A 19343-nucleotide genomic window follows, 5' to 3' on the forward strand; every position below is an offset into this window, starting at 1 on the left:
GCTCATGAGCCGGCGCCTCGACGACCGTTACGAACTGCTCGACGAACTGCCTCACGTCACCGGGGGCCGGCTCTTCCGCGCACGCGACCTGGCGTTTGGTGAGATCGTCAGCGTGAAGCAACTCGGGCAGAATTGCGGCCTCGAGGCCGAGGCCCGCCAACTTCTTGAGAACACTGTCCGGCATCTGCAATGCCTGCCGCATCCGCATCTCTCCCGGGTCTACCATTTCGATCCGCGGAACGGCCTCATCGTCCAGGAGTGGGTGCAGGGTATTTCGCTTCTCGATCTGCTCCGCCGGAGACGGGAATTGAGCATCGGCGAAGCGTTGCACCTGCTCTCCACTCTCCCCGCGACGCTCGATTTCCTGGCCCGCGAAGCCGTGCCCATCCCACGGCCGCTGCTCGGCAAGCTCTTTGTCGAATTTGTGGACGGCGGTGTCGCGGAAAGCCTGCTGGGAACCCCCGTGGATCGCTGGCCGGCCTACATTCTCAAGTTGAACCCCTTGAGCTTGCGCGGACTGATGGCGGACTCCGTGACCGATGAAACCAAGCACACGGTGGTGGTCGACCCGCGCCGGCCCACGGAAATCCAGGAAGGCTATGGCCCGCGCGAACTGGCCCTGCTGCTCTACGAATTGCTCGGGGGGCGCATTCGCGAAGTGGACAGCCGTCGCTACAGTCCCCTGAGTTCCCTCCGGGAAGCCGGCAATGCGGTGCTCCGCCGCGAATTGCTCGCCATGCCGCACGCCGATTGCGCATCGCTCTGGCGCGATCTGTTGCATGCCCAGTCGGATACGAATCTTCCGTCTCCGCCGAAAGAAGCGACCACCGCCCCAGTCCGGAAATACCATATCCCGGAAGCGTTCCTCACCTCGGCCCGCCCCGGATCCACGCTGAATCTCGAACCGGAAGATTCCGCAGTCCTGCCCATTCGCCTCACCACCGGCCCGCGCTTTACCGTGGGGCGCTCCGCCGGAGCCGATTTTGTCGCTCGCATTCTGCCGGAAAGCGAAGCGAACGATGCCCGCACCAACCGCCTGAGCCGCGTGCACGCCCTGCTCGAGATCAACGACGGCCATATCACTCTGCGCGACGGCAATGGCCGTGGGCCCAGTCTCAATGGCTCCTCCCTCGACGGCCAGCCACTCACCCCCAACCATCCCACCGTGCTGCCCCAGCGCGGCCGGCTCGATCTAGGCGATGAATACGTGCTGGATTTGATTCCGCTGGCCGCCACGGAAGCCTCCTCGTGGGAGATCGACAATCTGGACGCGTGGGCCGGCCCGGACGACAAGGCGGCGCTGACTCCCGATCGCGCGCTCGTTTGCCAGCCGGTGGATGGACACGCCACCACCCGCCACGGCGTGTGGCTCTTTTCCGAAGTCGGCTTCGGCCTCGATGCCGCTGGCAGCATCGTTTGGGACACGCGCGGCCGCGGCCGCAGCCCGGCTGCTTTCCACTATTTTCGTGGCTGTTTTTGGCTGCGCAACGACTCCCTGGCCGAACCTGTGCTGGCCGGCCGCGATACGCTATTGGGCCGGGGCGAAATGCTGCCGCTCGCCCCCGGTCAAACGCTCCGGATCGGAACTCACGTTTTTGCCGTGCAGATCGAATAACAAAAGCCATTCTTGCGCATGGTGAGTTCCTCCTTCCTCGCTCTCGAAGCCGTCGTCCGCCAGGACGAACGACTGATCGCCCGCTGCCTGCTGCGCCGCGGCAAGTACATCATTGGCCAGGAGCGCAAAAACGAGATTGTCGTCGATGCCGAATCCATTTCCGGCCGACACGCCCGTCTCACCGTCGCCAGCGATGAGCATCTCTTTCTCGAGGACCTGGGCAGCGCCAATGGCACTTTCGTCGATGGCTGCGCGATTGAAGCTTCCACGCCGATCACCCTCGAAAGCGAAATCATGGTGGGGGATGCGCGGCTCACTTTTCAACGCGGTGGACTGCCCGCCTCCGCCTTTCGGCATCTCCCCGAAGATTTTCTGCGCGCCTCGCGCTATGCTCTGGGCGACGTCATCATCGAAGGCCGCACCAGCACTATTTTTGAAGCCCGCGATACCGTGTTGCAGCGGCGTGTCGCCTTGAAGGTGCTGCATCGGGCCAGCCAGGAAAATGAAGCGCAGGTCCTCGCCTTCATTCGCGAAAATCAAATCGTCGCCCAACTCGCCCACTGCGGCATTTTGCCAGTCTACGACTTCGGGCTCGACGCCGAGATTGGCCTGTATTCCGCCACGCGATTCATCGAGGGTGAATCGCTCGGCTCTCTGCTCACTGGCATGGCGGCCAACGGCGAAGCACCCCACGCCACGCTGCACTCCCTGCTCGCGATCTTTCTCAAGGCCTGCGACACCGTCGCCTTTGCGCACGCCTGCGGAGTCGTCCACGGCTGCTTGCATCCGGAGGCGATTGTCTTCGGCCGCTTCGGTGAGGTCTTCGTCGATCATTGGGGCACCGCCCGGATTGGCGAGCCGCGCGACGAGGAAAAGACACGCTTGCAAGCCGTGGAGACGGCCGCCCCTCCGCCCATCTCACGCTGCCTCGCGCCGGAGCAAGCGGCGGATGTCGATGAAATCAACGCGCGCGCCGATGTCTTCGCCTTGGGTGCGATTCTATTTCGCATCCTCACGCTTCGCAATTTCAACAACGGCGAGTCCGAGGAGGAAATCGTCGCGGAGACCCTGCACTCGACTTCGTCCCCCGCGGAGGCTCTCGCCGCCTCGCCACCGCCGGCCCATATCCCGGGCGGCGTCTTGCCCGAGCGCCTGGCCGCCATCTGCGCCGGCGCGCTCAGTTTCAATCGCGAGGAGCGCTTCTCGACCGCGCACGACTTGAAGCTGGAGATCGCCCACTGGCTGGAGCAGGCGGCGGATGGCGGCGCCAATGCCTCCAAGAAACGGTCCAGTCTATTCAGCCGGCGCTGATCGCGAATAATCTGCGCGCGAAGCGCCAACATCCGCTTCACTTTTCCGCTTTTTCCGGCAACGCTTCGCTCCCACTCTCCTGCCCCTCATGGACTTGAAAAGCTACCTCACCACCCGCGGCAAACTGATCGATCGCGCCCTCGATCGCTTTCTGCCGCGCGCCACGGTGAAACCCGGCACCATTCACAAGGCGATGCGCTACAGTCTCTTTGCCGGAGGAAAGCGCCTGCGCCCCGCCCTGACTCTGGCCGCCGCCGAAGCTTGTGATGGAGAGGTTTCGCGAGCTTTGCCCGCGGCGTGTGCCGTCGAGTGCATCCATACCTATTCGCTGATTCATGACGATCTGCCGTGCATGGACGACGACGATTTGCGCCGCGGCCGGCCGACGTCGCACAAGGTTTTCGGCGAAGGCGTCGCCGTGCTCGCCGGTGACGGCCTGCTCACCATCGCGTTCGAAATCCTGGCGCAAGCAGTGGAAACAGCGCGCTACAAAATGCCGGCCTTGATTCGCGAACTGGCCACCGCCTCCGGCAGCCAATGGCTCATCGGCGGCCAGGTGGCCGACCTCGAGGGCGAAGGCAAAAAGATCACCGGCGCGGAACTGAAATACATCCATCGCTGCAAGACCGCCGCGCTGCTCACCGCCAGCATCCGCCTCGGCGCGATGAGCGCCAACGCCAACCCAGCGCGGCTGAAGAACCTCACCGACTTCGGCCAGTCCCTCGGCCTCGCCTTCCAGGTCATCGACGACATTCTCGACGTCACGCAAACCACGGAAAAGCTCGGCAAGACCGCCGGTAAGGACGTGGCGGCGACCAAGGCCACCTACCCCGCCATCTTCGGGCTGGAACGCTCGCGCGAGGAGGCCCATCGCCTCACCCTCGCCGCACACGCCGCGCTCAAGCCCTTCGGCAAAAGCGCCGCCACGCTGCGCGCTTTCGCGGACTACCTGCTCGTCCGCGATTACTGAAACGGTTCGCATCAACTGTCGCCACCGCCTCTTTTAACGCAGAGGCGCAGAGGGAAGAGAGAGGGCCGCAGAGGGAAAGCTTGGAGACAGTGAAAGAAGCGCAACTCCCCTCGCGGTGTCATTCTGAGCGGAGTGTAACGGAGTCGAAGAACCCCGTTGAGCAACCAGCGGTCTCGATGGCAGAGCGAAGAGAGTCGCGCTTATTTCGGCCCTCTCTCTTCTCTCTGCGCCCTTTGCGCCTCCGCGTCTCTGCGTTTCAATCAATCAGCAGCGGCTGCAGTTTCCCTAAGCCACCAAACGCAGGTTGGGATCGATGTCTGAGGCCAGAGACGAACTTTCGCCGTGCGCCAGTTTGAGCGCGGCGACGTAACCGATCATCGCGGCGTTGTCCGTGCACAGCGCGGGCGAGGCGACGAGCAGTTCCACGCCACGCGCCGCGCAGGCCGCCCGCATCGCTTCCCGCAGGCGCGAATTGCAACTCACGCCTCCGCTCAAGGCGACCACGTGTTGTCGTTTTGCTTGCACGGCGCGCAGGGTCTTGGTCACGAGCACTTCGACCACCGCTTCCTGGAAAGAGGCGCAGACATCGGGCAGGCTGACGGTCTCCAACTTCGGCAGCAGGTAGCGCACGGCGGTCTTCAGCCCACTGAAGCTGAAATTGAAGTCGTCCGAGTGGAGCATGCTGCGCGGGAAATCGAATCGGGCCACATCGCCGTCCCGCGCGATGCGATCGACATTCGGACCACCCGGATAAGGGAGACCCAGCAGCTTGCCGACCTTGTCGAAGGCTTCGCCGGCGGCGTCATCCTGCGTCTGACCCAGGAGATGATAACGGCCAAAACCTTCGATCTCGACGAGCAGCGTGTGGCCGCCACTGACGACCAGCGCAATGGCCGGGCGAATGCCTTCGGATGTCCCGAAGAACGGCGAGAGCAAATGTCCCTCCATGTGATTGATCGCGAGGTACGGCTTGCGAAAGCCGATGGCCAAAGCCTTGGCGGCCGACGTCCCGATCATCAGCGACGTCGCCAGCCCGGGCCCGCACGTCGCCGCAAAGGCTCCCACGTCGTTCAGAGATATGCCGGCCTTCGCGAGCGCGCTATCGATCACCGGCTGGAGCATGCGGAGATGATTGCGCGAGGCCACTTCCGGCACGACACCGCCATACTGCGCATGCAGGGCGATTTGCGATGCCACCTCGCTGGCGAGCAATTCCTGCCCGCGCAAGATGGCCACCGCTGTCTCGTCGCAAGACGTCTCGATCGCCACGACCAACCGCGCCGAAGTATCCGCCGCCACTAGTTCGCCGAGGCTTTCTTCGGGCCGCCCGTCTTGTCCGCGTAGATCATCACGCCCTTGAGCGCATCCACGGCCCGCTCGAGCTGGGTGTCGCGGAAATTGGCGAGTTCCTTGTGATCGGGGTCGATCCCCGCCTCATCGCGGCGCTGCATCATGAGTAAACGCTCCTGGTCCGGCGTGAGGGTCGCCCGGATGGTGGGCGCCACGCCGTGCTCGTGAATCACCGTATGGCTGGGCGTGTAGTACTTCGCCGTGGTCAGGCGCATGGCCGAGCCGTCCTGGAGCTGGATCACGCTCTGGACCGAACCTTTGCCGAAGGTCGTTTCGCCAATGAGAATCGCGCGATTCAAGTCTTTCAGCGCGCCGGCCACGATCTCCGAGCCGCTGGCACTGCCACCGTTGATGAGGATCGCCAACGGAAAGCGCGGACGCGGCTTCACGGTGTCCGCCGTGCGATATTGGCGGCTCTGCGACGCCACGCGGCCTTCGGTGGAAACGACGAGCGTCTTGGGTGGCAGGAATTGCCCGCACACATCCACCGCCGAATTCAACAAACCGCCGGGATTGTAGCGCAGGTCGAGGATGAAGGCCTGCATGCCCTTGGCCTGGAGATCGTCCAGCTTCTTGCCGAGTTCTTCCGCCGTGGGCACGTTGAACTGCGTGATTCGCGCGTAGCCGACCTTGAAATCGCCGCCCAGATCCGCGGACAACAATTTCGCATCCTTCACGCTCGCCACTTTGATGTTCTCGCGGGTGATGGTGAAATCTTTGATCTCCTTGGTCACGGGGCGCAGGATGGTCAGCGTCACCTTCTGTCCCGGATCGCCACGCAGTTGATTGATGGCCTCACTTTGGTCCATCTTGTCGGTGGACTGGCCGTTGATCTTCACGATCTGGTCGTTCGGCAGGAGCCCGGCCTTGAAGCCCGGCGAATCCTCCATCGGCGTGACGATCACGATATTCCCATCGCGCTGGGCCACCACGATGCCGAGGCCGCCGAACCGGCTGTTCGTGTCGTCCTGCATGCCCTTGAAATCCTTCGGCTCCATGAATTGCGAGTGCGGGTCGAGATTGCCGAGCATGCCGCGCATCGCGGAGTGCGTCAACTCCTCGTAGGTGACCTTCTTTTCATCCACGTAATCCTGCCGGATGAGCTGCATCGCCCGGGCAAAGACGGCGATGTTCGCATAGCCGGCGTCGTCCTTCTCCTGCGCACCCACCGCCTGGTAAACGCGCACGCCGACCACGACGTTAAAGACCACGAGCACGACGACGAGACTTTGCAGAAGCCGCTTTTTCATGGCCCGAAAGCTAGCACGCGCCGCCGCCTTGTCCACGAAGTAGGGGCGGGATTAGAAGCCTGAGGTCCGCCAACCCGTTCTCCTTTACGGAAGAGCGGCGTAAAGTTCGGCGAGCGCGAGGCGCAGGCCGGGGATAGCGTCGCTCGCAATCTCTTCCGCTTGAGAGTAAGTGCGCATCTCCCGATATCGGCTGCCTTCGGGATGACGGTAGCACTCGATAAGACGCTCCAGCGGAAGAACGATCCAATATTCCTCCACTCCAGCCTCTGCGTAGATTTCTGCCAGCGCCCGGTCAGCTTCAGGGCTGCTAACGGCTACCTCAACGACGAGCGCGGCAGTGGCAGGATGCGCCTCGAGATATTCGCCCCGCTGCCCTCGCACTACTCCAATATCAGGCTCGGGTTCGGAATCACACAATGTTAGCGGCTCCTCGCGGCGAACGAAAAAACCCGAAGGAACCCGCGGGATGAGAAGTTCCTGAAGCATGGAGGCGATTGTACCGTGAAGGGGGGATTTGCTCATTTTCTCGATGACAAAGCCGCGGATCAATTCCGTGCGTTTTCCATTCTCGTTGTATTCCCCGAGTTGATGGTACTCCTTCAAGCTGAGCCGCGAGACACGCTGTCGAAAGGCCGGTTCATCGAGCACGGAGAGCATGCGACCGATATTACCGGAATCTCCGGATACTGCAAGGAACGCCTGCCCGCACGCCACCGGGCAGGCACTTTAAACCGGATTCTGCTCCGCCCTAAGCCGCGTCCTTGTCCTGCTTGCGGCGGATGAGCGGGGTCTTTTTGCCTTCGACGACGGCCCGGTTGATCGTGACGTCGGCGATGTCGTCCCGGCTCGGCACGTCATACATGATGTCGAGCATGATGCGCTCGAGCATGCTGCGCAAAGCACGGGCGCCGGTGCCCTTTTTCACGGCCTCGGCGGCGAGGGCGCGCAGGGCGTCCTTCGTCACGTTGAGGTTCACGCCTTCCATGGAGAGCAGCTTGGTGAACTGCTTGATCATGGCGTTCTTCGTGTCCGTAAGGATCATCACGAGCTCGTCTTCGCTGAGCTGGTCGAGCGCGGTGACCACCGGCAGACGGCCGACAAACTCGGGAATCATGCCGAAGCTGAGCAGATCCTCGGGCTCGGTGAAGCGGATCGCTTCGCTGGCCGGAATCTCGGCTTCGGTGGCCTCGGCGGCGGTGACGCCGAAACCGAGCACCTTCTTGCCGATGCGCTTTTGGATCATCTTCTCGAGGCCGACGAACGCGCCGCCGCAGATGAAGAGAATCTTTTCCGTGGAGACCTGGATGTATTCCTGGTGCGGGTGCTTGCGGCCACCTTGGGGCGGCACGTTGCAGGTGGTGCCCTCGAGGATCTTGAGCAGAGCCTGCTGGACACCTTCACCGCTCACGTCGCGGGTGATGGAGACGTTGTCGGTCTTGCGCCCGATCTTGTCGATTTCGTCGATGTAGACGATGCCGATTTCGGCGCGCTTCACGTCGTAATCGGACGCCTGCAGGAGGCGCAGGATGATGTTTTCCACGTCCTCGCCGACATAGCCAGCCTCGGTCAGCGTGGTGGCATCGGCGATGCAAAACGGCACATCGATAATCCGCGCCAGGGTGCGCGCGAGCAGGGTCTTGCCGCTGCCGGTCGGGCCGATGAGGAGCACGTTGCTCTTGTCGATCTCGACGTCGCCCAACGGATCCATCTGCTGGACGGCGTTGCCCGTGCCCACGGATTGGTTGTGCAGGATGCGCTTGTAGTGATTGTGCACCGCCACGCTCAGCGTCTTCTTCGCGCGGTCCTGGCCAATGACGAACTGGTCGAGCTGCCGGCGGATTTCCATCGGCTTCGGCACCCGCAGGGTCGTCGAATTCTTGCGCGCGTCCTCGTTCAGCTCCTTGTCGAGAATGCCTTTGCAGACATTGATGCAGGAGTCGCAGATGTACACGCCGGGGCCGGCAATGAGCTTCCGGACTTCAGCGTGGCTCTTGCCACAGAAGCTGCACATCGTGAGGTTGTTCGCGCGGGCCATGGAAGTGCGGGATCGAAATGAGGGTTGATTACGGGTTTACATCCGCCAGCGAGGCGGCGGCATCGGCCACGGCTTCCGGAAGCTTGAGTTCCTTGCGCGACTTCACGACTTCATCCACCAGGCCGTAGGCCTTCGCTTCATCCGCCGACATGTAGTAGTCGCGGTCGGAATCCAGCTTCACTTGTTCATCGGGCTTGCCGGTATGCAGGGCGAGGATGTGGATGAGGCGCTTTTTGAGCTTGAACATGAACTCCACGGTGCGCTCGACGTCGCTGGCCGTGCCCTGCGCACCGCCGCTCACCTGGTGGATCATGATGTCGGAATTCGGCAGCGCGTAACGCTTGCCCTTCGTGCCGGCGGCGAGGAGGACCGCGCCCATGCTGGCGGCCATGCCGATGCAGTAGGTATTCACGTCGCAGGTCAGGAACTGCATCGTGTCATAAATCGCCAGGCCGGAGGTCACGCTGCCGCCGGGCGAGTTGATGTAAATGTTGATGTCCTTCTTGCCGTCTTCCATCTGGAGGAAGAGCAACTGGGCGATGACCGAGTTGGCCACGCCGTCGTCGATCGCCGTGCCGAGGAAGATGATGCGGTCCTTCAGCAGCCGGGAATAGATGTCGTAGCTGCGCTCGCCACGCCCCGTCTGTTCGACGACCATGGGGACGTAGTAATTGCTCTGCGGAGCGGCGATGCGACTGTCGGGTTTGATGATCATAGAAGACTTTAGCTCTGCGCCGGCGCTTCCGCCACCGCGGGAATGGTCGAAACGCTAGCGCTCGCCGCGAGGAAATCAAGAATCTTGCCAGTCAGCACCTCTTCGAGGATCTGGTCGACGGCATTGCGCTCGTCGAGTTTCTTCAAAAGCTTGTCGACCTTCATCTCGTAACGCGCCGCCAGGTAGGCGATGCGCTGATCGAACTCCTGCTGGGTCGCCTTGATGTTTTCGGCCTCGCCGATGCGCAGCAAAATAAAGGCGCCCTTCAGCCGCTCGCGGGCGTTCGCCGCCGCGCTGCCGAGAATTTCCTGCTCGTTTTGCTTGAGCACATCGTCGGCGATGCCGCGGGCCTGGTTCTCGCGGACGATATCGGCCAGGATGCGGCGCGTTTCCTGACGCACCATGTCGATGGGCAGCTCGCACTCCACCTGGGAGAGAAGCTGGCGCATGATTTCCGCGCGCTTGCCCTGCTCGGCATCCGCCTTCTTCTGGCGGCTGATCTCTTCCTTCGCCACCTCGCGCACTTCGGCCAGCGTCTTGCCCTTCACGATGGTGTCGGCAAACGCGTCGTCCAGCGGAGGAAGCACCTTCTGCTTGATGAGGTTGACGGTCACTTCGTACTGGATCTTCTGCCCGGGCAGGCCCTCGACTGGGAATTCCGCCGGCACCTCGACCTCGAACTTGCGGGTCTCGCCCGGCTTGGTGCCGACCAAGGCCTCGGAGAAGCCGGGGAAGAATGCCTCGTGGACCATGTGGATCCAGAAATCGTCGTTGCCCGAGAGCGGCGCGCCGGCCTTCGGGAATTTCTCACTCACGGGAGCGCCGTCGATCGTGCCGCGGTAATTGATGACCACGAAATCCTCCATCTGCGCCCCGCGATCCTCGGTGACGTCCGCAAAATCCGCCGCCTGCTCGCGCAGTTCGTTGAGCGAATTGTCGACTTCCTCCTCGGTCACGTCGAGCGAAGGGAGCGGGACGACGAGACCCTTGTAAACGGGCAACTGAAAATCCGGCCGGGTCACGAGCGTGGCCGTGAACTTCATCGTCTTGTCCTCGGCGATCTCCACGTCGTCGACGTTGGTCAGGGAAATGACCTTCAGCCCTTTTTCCTGGATGGCCTCCTTGCAGGCCTCGGAGAGGAGCTTCTTCTCGAGTTCCTCGCGGATCTCCTTCGAGAACTTCTTCTCGATGATCGCCTTGGGCGCTTTGCCGGCGCGGTAGCCGGGAATGCGCGCCAGTTTCGTGTAGGTGCCGGCCACGTCATTCCACACTTTGGAGACTTTGTCCGACTCCACTTCAACGCGGAGGGTGGTGATGCAATTGGGCAGATTTTCGACGACGACGTTCATGGAATTGGTTGGGAAAAGGGGCGGGAAAGATAGCGGCTGACTGGGAAATGCAAAGGGGGAATTCGCCCCTTGGCCAAAAATCGCCGTGTCATAAAATCCGGCAGCCGACCCGGCGCCCCTGGTGGTAAGCGCCGAGGGCGCGGAGAACGTGGTGGGCCGCAGAGAGAAAGAGAGCCCTTTTCCTCTGCGCCCCTCCCGCCTTCCCTCGCCCCCTCTGCGTTGGAGCGGTTTCAGTAAAACGGTGGTCGCCCAACAGAGAGTGCGTGGCGGCGAACTCCGGGGAGCGCATCCGTCCCGGATGCCGGTTTCGGCGTCCCGCCGGAACGAACTTTCCGATCGTTCTCCACTCTAGAGGTCTCGTCGTGCCTTGAGGAAAAAGTGCATGGCGGCGAGACGCCCCACCCGCACCCGAACGGAGCGGAGCGACCGTGTCCCATCCCTTTTCGTAGGCCGTGAAGACCGTGTGTTTGTCCAGCCAGCCTCGCAGCGGAGCTGGCGTGCCTTGATCGAAAAGGATTTTTAAGCGACCGCCAGACTGCGGTTCGCAATCGCGCATGCGGCGCCTCGTCCGGCACTCCGCCGAACGCCTGCGTCCGCTGGTGCCGTTCGCGGGCCACGCCGCGACTTTTCATCTCAAGAGAGGGCTTCTAAAATTACAGCCATGACGGTGTGAGAAGCCGATGCATTGGGTATGATACGAAAGTTTAAACATCTCATCGGCTGCGCTCTGGCGGCCAAGGACGGTGAAATAGGGAAACTGCGCGAAATGTTGTTCGATGATCATAGCTGGTCCATCCGCTATTTGGTGGTCGACGCCGGGTCGTGGCTCTTGGGGCGCGATGTGCTGATTGCGCCCACTGCGCTTGGAGAGATCGACGAACAGGCTTCGCGCATCGTCGCTCACCTCGACAAAGAACAGGTACGCAACAGCCCGCCCATCGAATCGGAAAAGCCGGTATCGCGGCAGTACGAAGAGCGGTATTATCGCCATTATGCGTGGGCTCCCTACTGGGTCGTGCCGGGGACTGGCGCCGGCATGGCAATGATGCCGCCGCTGACGGTGGATGAACCGGAGGTGTCGGAGAACCTGCAGCCAAAAGTACCGCCGGAGGACAAGGGGGATCCGTGCCTGCGCAGCAGCGGCGAAGTCGCCCGCTACTCCATTCACGCGCAGGACGGCGAGTTGGGGCATATCGAGGATTTCCTTTTTGACGACGCCGATTGGCGCATCCGCTATCTGGTCGTCGACACCCGCAAATGGTTTCCGGGGAAGCATGTGCTCGTCGCGCCAAATTGGATCCAGGAGATCAGCTTTGAAACCGGCAAAGTATTCGTCAATCTGCCGCGCTCGACGATCAAGGCGGCGCCCGAATACGACGATGGAGCGCCGATCAGCCGCGCCTATGAACAACGTCTGGTCGACCATTACGGATACAAAAGCTACTGGGATGCGGTGGCTTCAAAGTAGGACGTCAGATCCTCCACCAGATGCCGCACCTCTCGTCATCCGCACTCGCACCCATCGAGTGAACCAGACAAAGGCCTGACCCCATGCGTAAACTTTGGATCGAGATCCGTTCGAGCTTATGGTTCGTGCCCGGCGTCCTTGTCCTGGCCGCGATCATTCTCGGCTTGGGGTTTGTCGAATTGGATGTCACCTTCGCCGATCAACTCAAGCCGCTCGGCTGGCTTCCCTTTCTGAATGCCGGCGCGGAGGGGGCGCGGGGCATGCTCACGGCCATCGCCAGCTCCATGATCACGGTCGCGGGCGTGGCCTTTTCCATCACCATCGTCACGCTCTCACTGGCCTCGACGCAATACACGCCGCGGATTCTGCGCAACTTCATGCGCGACATCACGAATCAAGTCGTGCTGGGAGTCTTCGTTGGCATCTACGCCTATTGCTTGATCGTTTTGCGCACCATCCGGGGTGGCGCGGAAGGGGGCGGCTTTGTCCCCTTGCTGGCGGTCTTCTTCGGCGTGCTTTTAGCGTTGGTAGGGATCGGCTATTTGATCTTCTTCATCCATCATATCGCCGCTTCGATCCAGGCGTCGTACATTCTTGACGCGATCACGAAAGAAACCACGGAGGCGATCGACAAACTTTTTCCGCAAGAACTCGGCCAGCCGGTGGAAGACGAATCGGCCGCCGTGGCGGTAGTGGACGAGAAAACGTGGCATCCGATTCCCGCATTTGCGACCGGCTACCTGCAATCGGTCGCGACGGAAACTCTGATGCAACGGGCTGCGGAGTGGAAAACCGTCTTGCGTCTGAACAGCGAGGTCGGCGAATTCGTGGTGGAGGGCGCGCCGATCCTCTCCAGCGCCCGCGCGCTGGAAGACGACGCGCTCGCCAGCCTCCCGGCGCTTTTCGCCATCGGCAATTTTCGCACCGTCGATCAGGACGCCGGCTTTGGCGTTCGGCAGATCGTGGACATCGCGCTGAAGGCTCTTTCACCCGGCGTCAACGACACGACCACCGCCGTCTCGTGCCTGGATTATCTCGGCGCAATCCTCTCGCGGCTGGCGCGCCGGAGAATGGCATCGCCCTACCGGCAGGACGGCGAAGAATTGCGCGTCGTGGCCCCGGCACCCGCGTTCGGGGATTTTGTGGCAAAATCGCTCGATGAGATCCGCCTCTGCGCCCAGGGCAATGTCACCATCCACCTGAGCATGCTGCGCCTGCTGAACCGCGTCGCTGGAATAACGGACGATCCGGTTCGCAGAAGGATACTACTGGAGCACGGACGCCTCATCGTGGACCTGGCCGATCGTGCCGTGGCGGCACCCTACGATCGCGAACGCATCAATGGCGAAATTGCATTGGTGCGAAACGCCCTCGGCGGAGTCGCAGGACTGCCCCAGCTTACGCATACCCCGTCCACTGGCATGCCGGGAGCAGGAAAAGCCGGGCTGTAAAGAAGGCGCTCTTCCGTTGCTCGCGGCCGAGCCCGAACCGGACACGCCGACGTGCTTGTCCAAGGCCTGTTCGGGCAGGTGCTTGGTTGCCGCACGCCGGCAGACTCACCACTGATGATGGGCGATGCAGCGGTGCTGGCCGGCATGGCCTTTCACCAGCATGCAGGAACTGCCACAGCCCTTGTGCGGACAGTCGCGCCCACACATCAAGGCCGTCGGTTCGTCGACCGATGCGGGTGGCGTGACATAGACGCCACCGCGCCGCTGCGGGACATCGAGGACTGCTAACGGCACTGTAGATTCGAGCGCTTTCATATTCTGTCGTTTCTTGTCTCTCTATCGGTGATTTCCGGTTTCGCCAGCGCAAAGTGCAGACTTCGGCCTCGGCGGGATCCGGGTTCGACTTGACCGCCAATCGTCGCTACGACGGGCGGTATGAAACACCTCTCCCTCCTCGTGTTCCTCTTGCTGGCCCCGCTAGCCGTGGCGGCTCCGCTCAAGGCCGGCGTCGCCAAGGTGGAGATCACCGATCGTTCCGCCGGGCCGGTCAACGATTCTTCCTATGTGAAAGCCTTGGTGCTGCAGAGCGACGATCGCACCGTGGTCATCGTCACGGTGGATGTGGTGGCCATCGGCGAGATCGGCCGGATCGGCAACGGCTATCTCGCGAGCGTGCGCGCCCAGTTGCAAAAGGATCTCGGCATTCCCCCGGAAAATGTCCTCATCAATGCCAGCCATTGTCATAGCATCGTGCGGGCGGATGCGGATACGCTCACCGTGCAGGCCGTGAAGATGGCGGCGAAGGAATTGGTGCCCGTGAAGGTCGGGGCGGGGACCGGGCAGGAGGATCGGATCAGCGAGAATCGGCGGCTGAAGATGAAGGATGGCAGCGAGGTCGACATGCGCCGTGCCTATGCCATGCCGCGCGACGAAGACATCGCCGGCGTGGGGCCCATCGATCCGCAGATCGCGGTGCTCCGGCTGGATCGCGTGGACGGCGGCCCGTTGGCCGTGCTCTACGAGTTTGCCTGCCACCCCATCATGGGCATGCCCGGCGGCGGCAACACCGCGGACTACCCCGGCTTCGCTTCGAAAGTGATCGAAGAGAATATCGGTCACGGCGCGCTGGCCTTTTTCATCCAGGGATGCGCGGGTGACATCAATCCCGTCCGCTACAAGGAGGTGACCGAGCCGCATAACGCCGAGATCCTCGGAAACCGACTCGGTCTCAGCGTCTTGCAGGCCGTGCACCAGATCGAGAGCAAGGAGAACGCGCCCCTCCGGTGCTCCAGCGAGATCCTCGTGCTGCCGCGGGGAAACGACCTCGAGCAGCGTATGGCGGCGAATCAAGCGGAGCAGGTCAAGCTCCTGTCCAAGCTCCGCCCCACGAACATCAACTTCAAGGCCTTCCTCCCCCTGCTGCTGGAGCAACGGATGTGGCCGGAGTTTCCTTCGCACCACGCGCAAAGTTATCTCCACGATCGCGCCCTGGGCCGCGACGATCTTCCCCAGCTCGACGCTGCCAATCGCGCGGAGGTGGAGGCCTATTTGCAGAACATCCAGATCATGGAAGAACTCACCCGCCTGACCACGAACTTCGCCCTGCTCAAGAAGCACCTCGCACAAACCCAAGCCGCGGGAAAACCGACCATCGACGTCGAACTCGCGGGCGTGCGGATCGGCGATTTCAAGCTGGTGACGTTTCCCGGTGAACTCACCGTGGAGATCGGCCTGAACATCAAGCGCGCCGTCGGCGATCCCCTGGCCTTCGTGGCCGGTTACACCAATGGCTACATCTACTACACGCCGACTGCCGTGCAGCGCCGGAACACGGGCTACGCGCAGGAAGATTGTGATTCACTCGTCGCCCCCGAGTGGCAGAAGCTCTTCGAGGAGCGCGCGGCCGCCATCCTGAAAAAGCTCGCCGCGCCTTAGTCACGCTAATTGTAAAAACCATGGACGACGTATTGATCGGCGGCATCGAAAAGAGGGCGATCGTCGTCGTCGACTACGACCCGCGGTGGCCGGATCAATTCCGGAAACAGGCGCAGATCATCGAGCGGGCCTTGGGCGGCAGTGCGCTCGCCATCGAGCATGTGGGATCGACCTCCGTGCCGGGACTCGCGGCCAAGCCGATCATCGACATCGATGTGCTGGTGGCGGATTCCAGCGACGAAGCGACGTATCTCCCAGCGTTGGTACAGGCTGGGTATGTCTTGCGGGTGCGGGAGCCGGACTGGCATCAGCACCGGATGTTCAGGACTCGGGAGCTGGATGTCCATGTGCACATTTTTTCCCGGGGTTGCGTCGAGGTCACACGCCATCTCGCTTTTCGCGACCGCCTCCGGGCTTTCCCGGAAGACCGCCTGCTCTACGAAGGCGTGAAGCGGAAGCTGGCAGGTGAAGACTGGCCCGACATGAATGCCTACGCACAGGCGAAAACAGAAGTCGTCGAGCAGATCATCGCCCGAGCGTTGAGGGAGACCGGAAAAGGGGGCCCACCGTGAGGCATTCGTACCGCGCCCGCAGTCCGGGTGTTCACTTGCCCTTTTGCACTTGAGCTTTTGATCGGCGCTTCCAGCATCCCCGCCCATGCAACACGAGATCATCGGTACCACCATGCCCGTCCTCAGCATCACCCTCGACAGTGGGGAGCGGGTGATCGCGGTATCCGGCGAGCTTTCGTGGATGACCAGTTCCATCCAGATGAATACCTCGACGAGCGCCGGTGGGGGCGGCGGCGGATTCTTCGGAGCGCTCAAGCGCGTGGTCGGTGGTGGCTCGCTGTTCATGACGGAATACCGGGCGGAGGGCGCTACGGGAGTCGTGGCCTTTGCCACCAAGTTGCCCGGTCACATCCTCCCGGTCGAAGTGGTGGCGGGCCGCAGTTACATGATTCATCGTCACGGTTTCCTTTGCGGCACGAGTGGAGTGGAGTTGGGAGCCGGCTTCCAGCAATCGCTCGGTGCGGGCGTCTTCGGGGGCAGCGGATTCATCCTGCAAAAAATGAGCGGCGCCGGCACTGCGTGGATTGAGCTCGGCGGCGAGATCGTCACCTACGATCTGGCGGCCGGAGAGACGATGCGCGTCCACCCCGGCCACGTGGGCATGTTCGAAGACAGCGTGACTTTCGAGATCACCCGCATCAAGGGTATCGCCAATATGCTCTTCGGCGGAGACGGTATTTTCCTGGCCGCCCTCACCGGTCCGGGGCGCATCTGGCTCCAGACACTCACGGTTTCCAATCTCGCCCACGCCATCATCCCCTTCATCCCCGCGAAGGGATAGGCGGGGAAACGCGCCGTCGTCCCAGCCTTGCGCTCCGCGGGCAAAACTGTTTTTGTTCGCGTTGCACCGCCTGATCCCCCGGCAGCGGGACCAGTGAACCATTGCCAATTATGAATAGCTCAATGCTGCCTTGGAAAAGTCTGTCTGCCTCGCTCCAACTCGGTGTGCTCACCGAGGGATGGAACCTTGCCGAACCTCTCGCGGATGGAGCGGAAGATGCCCGTGTCTTCCGCTTCACCGTCTATTTTGCCGCGCCCTTCGGATCGCCGCCGATCGTCCATCTTGGTCTCACCGGCTTCGATCTCGACCAGCGCGATAGCAATCGACTGATCCTCCGCGCCACCCAGATCACCAACGAGAGCTTCGTGGCGGAGATCTCCAGTTGGCGGGAGACGCGGGTTTACTCCGTGGAGTTCAGCTGGCTCGCCTTGGGCGCGTAAAGCGCCGGCGCTGGCCTCGCGACACCCCCCATGTTGCCGCCGATTTTTGAATCCGCCGGCTACTACGGGCGGGAGTTGATCGCGGCGGAAGTGCCGCGCGTGCAGGCTCTCTTCGACGCCCACCCGGCATACTTTCTCGCCACGAACGGGCGCCGCGCCAAGCCCGACGAGGCGCAGGTCGAATTCGCAGACTTCCCGCCCGCGCATCTCACCTTCACCCAGCGCTGGTTCGCCGGACTGTTCAACCGGGATGACGAGTTGATTGGAGTCGCCGTCGTCGTGTCCGATCTCTGCGCAGCACAGGTCTGGCACATCGCGCTTTTCCTGGTGGCGACGCACCTGCACGGGCGGGGCGTCGGGAGTGAAATCTTCGTCGCGCTCGAGGCATGGATGCGCGCGTCAGGCGCGAAGTGGTTGCGGCTGGGGGTGGTCGAGGGCAGCGCCCGCGCGGAGCGTTTCTGGGCGAGGCATGGCTTCCAGCAGGTGCGGGTTCGCGCGGGCGTCGAAACCGGGGGGCGGCTCAATCATATCCGGGTGCTGGTCAAACCACTCGGAGCATCGGGGGTGGCCGAGTACCTGGCCCTTGTCCCCCGCGATCAGCCCGACTCCACCCTCGCGTAGGGCTCCAACGGATGTTCGCCTTCCGCCGCGAATCTGGGCCATGCTGTTCGCCTATGACGACCGGTGTCTCCATCACCATCCGCCGGGCCGGGCTGGCCGATGCGCCCGCCATCACCGACATTTACAACGAGGCGATCTTAACCACCACGGCCACGTTCGATACCGAGGTGAAAAGCGCGGCCGAGCGCACGCAGTGGTTGCAGTCGCACGACGAGCGGCACCCGGTGCTGGTGGCGGAGGTAACCGGCCAGGTCGTCGGTTGGGCGTCGCTCACGCGGTGGTCGGAGCGCAGCGCCTACGATGATACCGCCGAGACTTCGTTTTACGTTCACTCGGGGCATCGCGGGCGGGGCATCGGTCGCCGGTTGAAGGACGCGATCATCGCGGAGGCCCGGCGGCTCGGGTATCACACGCTCATCGCGCGCGTCGCCGAGGGCAGCAGCGAAAGCGTCCACCTCAACGAGAGCGCCGGCTTTGTCCACGTGGGCACGCTCCGGGAAGTCGGGCGCAAGTTCGGAAAACTGCTCGATGTCTACATCATGCAGAAGATGCTGGGGCGAGTATGAGCTACGAACGAGCTGACCGCGCGCGGCTCCGCCGCTTCGCCGCCGTGGCTGCCACCCTTGTTCTTCCTCCTCACCGCTTCACCGCTGGCCGTGCCGGGTGCCACCGGGTCGCCGATCAATCCGATCGCTACCTTCTGATTTCTGACGGCCAGCGGGCTTTCGGGTGGCGCTGAGTGGCGTCTAACGCTACAAACAGCGAAAATATGACTAAACCCGACGTTTCCGCCGCCGCTACCCCGGAGAAAAAGCCGCAACACGAGCATCACCATTTCCGCTTCCACCTGCCGCACGTGCATCTCTCGTCTGCCTTCGGCGACGACTGGTTTGCCTTGAAAGCAGAGGGCTTCGCGCGCTTTTTCGGCACGCCCGTCTTCCTCGTCGTGCAGACAGTGCTCGTCCTGCTCTGGATCATCCTGAACGTCACCGGCGTCACGAACTTCGACATCTATCCCTTCATCCTCCTCAACCTGGCGTTCAGCCTCCAGTCCGCCTATGCGGCGCCGCTCATTTTGCTGGCCCAGACCCGGCAGTCCGACCGCGACAAGGCCCACGCCGATGCCGACGCCAAGCACCGCGAAGATCTCGCCGTCGCCGCGGCGCAACGGCAGGATCTAGCCGCCCAGGAGATGGAAAAGCTGGCCCAGTTGCTCCAGCAAAATACGAAACTCACTGAACTGACCCAGCAACTCAGCGAACGCATCGAGTCGCTGACCCGGGAATTGCACGGCAAGATCCTGGCCTCCCTGCCAAAGCCATAGTGCTCGAGCGCAGTCGAGTTGCGGCAGGGACGTCGCGCCGCGGACGTCCAAGCGGAGGGGATCGTGGAGGGCGCGTGTCCCCACGCGCCGGGAGTGCGCCAGGTTCGCAGTGGCAGCCCGGCGCGTGGGGACACGCGCCCTACACCCTTTTGCCAC

The 19343-nt window shown here is 62.6% G+C and carries 19 protein-coding genes; 12 read left to right on the plus strand and 7 right to left on the minus strand.

Features of this window, described 5'->3' with window-relative positions; all coding sequences use genetic code 11:
• Nucleotides 1-4: 4 nt before the first annotated feature.
• The 3 genes from ABJF10_RS09035 (at nucleotide 5) to ABJF10_RS09045 (ending at nucleotide 3896) form a co-directional block, all read left to right on the plus strand.
• The gene (locus tag ABJF10_RS09035) at nucleotides 5-1615 is read left to right on the plus strand and encodes an FHA domain-containing protein (RefSeq protein WP_348544224.1); all 1611 of its coding nucleotides are present in this window, start codon (nucleotides 5-7) and stop codon (nucleotides 1613-1615) included.
• A gap of 18 nt (nucleotides 1616-1633) precedes the next feature.
• Nucleotides 1634-2926, plus strand: coding sequence for an FHA domain-containing serine/threonine-protein kinase (locus ABJF10_RS09040; RefSeq protein ID WP_348544225.1), 1293 nt, complete (start codon nucleotides 1634-1636; stop codon nucleotides 2924-2926).
• Between the two features lie 88 nt (nucleotides 2927-3014).
• Nucleotides 3015-3896 carry a polyprenyl synthetase family protein gene (locus ABJF10_RS09045; protein ID WP_348544226.1) on the plus strand — a complete coding sequence of 294 codons (882 nt, stop codon included), beginning with the start codon at nucleotides 3015-3017 and terminating at the stop codon, nucleotides 3894-3896.
• A 285-nt stretch (nucleotides 3897-4181) separates the two neighbouring features.
• Here ABJF10_RS09045 and tsaD read toward each other — a convergent pair whose 3' ends face one another.
• From tsaD to tig, 6 genes are all read right to left on the minus strand, one after another.
• On the minus strand, nucleotides 4182-5195 hold the full coding sequence (tsaD, locus tag ABJF10_RS09050; protein ID WP_348544227.1) for a tRNA (adenosine(37)-N6)-threonylcarbamoyltransferase complex transferase subunit TsaD: 1014 nt from the start codon (nucleotides 5193-5195) through the stop codon (nucleotides 4182-4184).
• Complete coding sequence (locus ABJF10_RS09055; protein ID WP_348544228.1) at nucleotides 5195-6496, minus strand: S41 family peptidase; 1302 nt, start codon at nucleotides 6494-6496, stop codon at nucleotides 5195-5197. Before ABJF10_RS09055 ends, tsaD begins: the two co-directional genes overlap by 1 nt.
• A gap of 84 nt (nucleotides 6497-6580) precedes the next feature.
• On the minus strand, nucleotides 6581-7153 hold the full coding sequence (locus ABJF10_RS09060; protein ID WP_348544229.1) for a Uma2 family endonuclease: 573 nt from the start codon (nucleotides 7151-7153) through the stop codon (nucleotides 6581-6583).
• A 91-nt stretch (nucleotides 7154-7244) separates the two neighbouring features.
• Complete coding sequence (clpX, locus tag ABJF10_RS09065; RefSeq protein ID WP_348544230.1) at nucleotides 7245-8531, minus strand: ATP-dependent Clp protease ATP-binding subunit ClpX; 1287 nt, start codon at nucleotides 8529-8531, stop codon at nucleotides 7245-7247.
• 28 nt (nucleotides 8532-8559) lie between these two features.
• A complete protein-coding gene (locus ABJF10_RS09070; protein ID WP_348544231.1) occupies nucleotides 8560-9246 on the minus strand; it encodes an ATP-dependent Clp protease proteolytic subunit in 687 nt (228 codons plus the stop codon).
• A gap of 8 nt (nucleotides 9247-9254) precedes the next feature.
• Nucleotides 9255-10595, minus strand: coding sequence for a trigger factor (gene tig, locus ABJF10_RS09075; RefSeq protein WP_348544232.1), 1341 nt, complete (start codon nucleotides 10593-10595; stop codon nucleotides 9255-9257).
• Between the two features lie 691 nt (nucleotides 10596-11286).
• On the opposite strand from tig, the gene ABJF10_RS09080 reads away from it, so the two are divergent.
• Nucleotides 11287-12063, plus strand: coding sequence for a PRC-barrel domain-containing protein (locus tag ABJF10_RS09080; RefSeq protein ID WP_348544233.1), 777 nt, complete (start codon nucleotides 11287-11289; stop codon nucleotides 12061-12063).
• An 83-nt stretch (nucleotides 12064-12146) separates the two neighbouring features.
• Nucleotides 12147-13514 (plus strand): DUF2254 domain-containing protein, encoded by a 1368-nt coding sequence (locus ABJF10_RS09085; protein WP_348544234.1) that lies wholly within the window; start codon nucleotides 12147-12149, stop codon nucleotides 13512-13514.
• A 105-nt stretch (nucleotides 13515-13619) separates the two neighbouring features.
• Here ABJF10_RS09085 and ABJF10_RS09090 read toward each other — a convergent pair whose 3' ends face one another.
• Nucleotides 13620-13829 carry a hypothetical protein gene (locus ABJF10_RS09090; protein WP_348544235.1) on the minus strand — a complete coding sequence of 70 codons (210 nt, stop codon included), beginning with the start codon at nucleotides 13827-13829 and terminating at the stop codon, nucleotides 13620-13622.
• Between the two features lie 120 nt (nucleotides 13830-13949).
• Between ABJF10_RS09090 and ABJF10_RS09095 the strand changes: the two genes are divergently transcribed.
• The 7 genes from ABJF10_RS09095 to ABJF10_RS09125 all read left to right on the plus strand — a co-directional run bounded on the left by ABJF10_RS09095 (nucleotide 13950) and on the right by ABJF10_RS09125 (nucleotide 19187).
• Nucleotides 13950-15449: a hypothetical protein gene (locus ABJF10_RS09095; protein WP_348544236.1), complete on the plus strand. Its 1500-nt coding sequence runs from the start codon at nucleotides 13950-13952 to the stop codon at nucleotides 15447-15449.
• Between the two features lie 20 nt (nucleotides 15450-15469).
• A complete protein-coding gene (locus tag ABJF10_RS09100) occupies nucleotides 15470-16021 on the plus strand; it encodes a GrpB family protein (protein WP_348544237.1) in 552 nt (183 codons plus the stop codon).
• An 85-nt stretch (nucleotides 16022-16106) separates the two neighbouring features.
• A complete protein-coding gene (locus tag ABJF10_RS09105; RefSeq protein WP_348544238.1) occupies nucleotides 16107-16802 on the plus strand; it encodes a TIGR00266 family protein in 696 nt (231 codons plus the stop codon).
• A gap of 122 nt (nucleotides 16803-16924) precedes the next feature.
• Entirely contained in the window at nucleotides 16925-17242 is a 318-nt protein-coding gene (locus ABJF10_RS09110; RefSeq protein ID WP_348544239.1) for an H-type lectin domain-containing protein, read from the plus strand.
• A gap of 30 nt (nucleotides 17243-17272) precedes the next feature.
• Complete coding sequence (locus tag ABJF10_RS09115; protein ID WP_348544240.1) at nucleotides 17273-17863, plus strand: GNAT family N-acetyltransferase; 591 nt, start codon at nucleotides 17273-17275, stop codon at nucleotides 17861-17863.
• Between the two features lie 53 nt (nucleotides 17864-17916).
• A complete protein-coding gene (locus tag ABJF10_RS09120) occupies nucleotides 17917-18429 on the plus strand; it encodes an N-acetyltransferase family protein (protein ID WP_348544241.1) in 513 nt (170 codons plus the stop codon).
• A gap of 203 nt (nucleotides 18430-18632) precedes the next feature.
• Nucleotides 18633-19187, plus strand: a complete 555-nt coding sequence (locus ABJF10_RS09125; RefSeq protein ID WP_348544242.1) for a DUF1003 domain-containing protein — start codon at nucleotides 18633-18635, stop codon at nucleotides 19185-19187.
• Nucleotides 19188-19343: the final 156 nt, after the last annotated feature.

The organism is Chthoniobacter sp. (genome assembly GCF_040003245.1).
GTDB lineage: Bacteria > Verrucomicrobiota > Verrucomicrobiia > Chthoniobacterales > Chthoniobacteraceae > Chthoniobacter.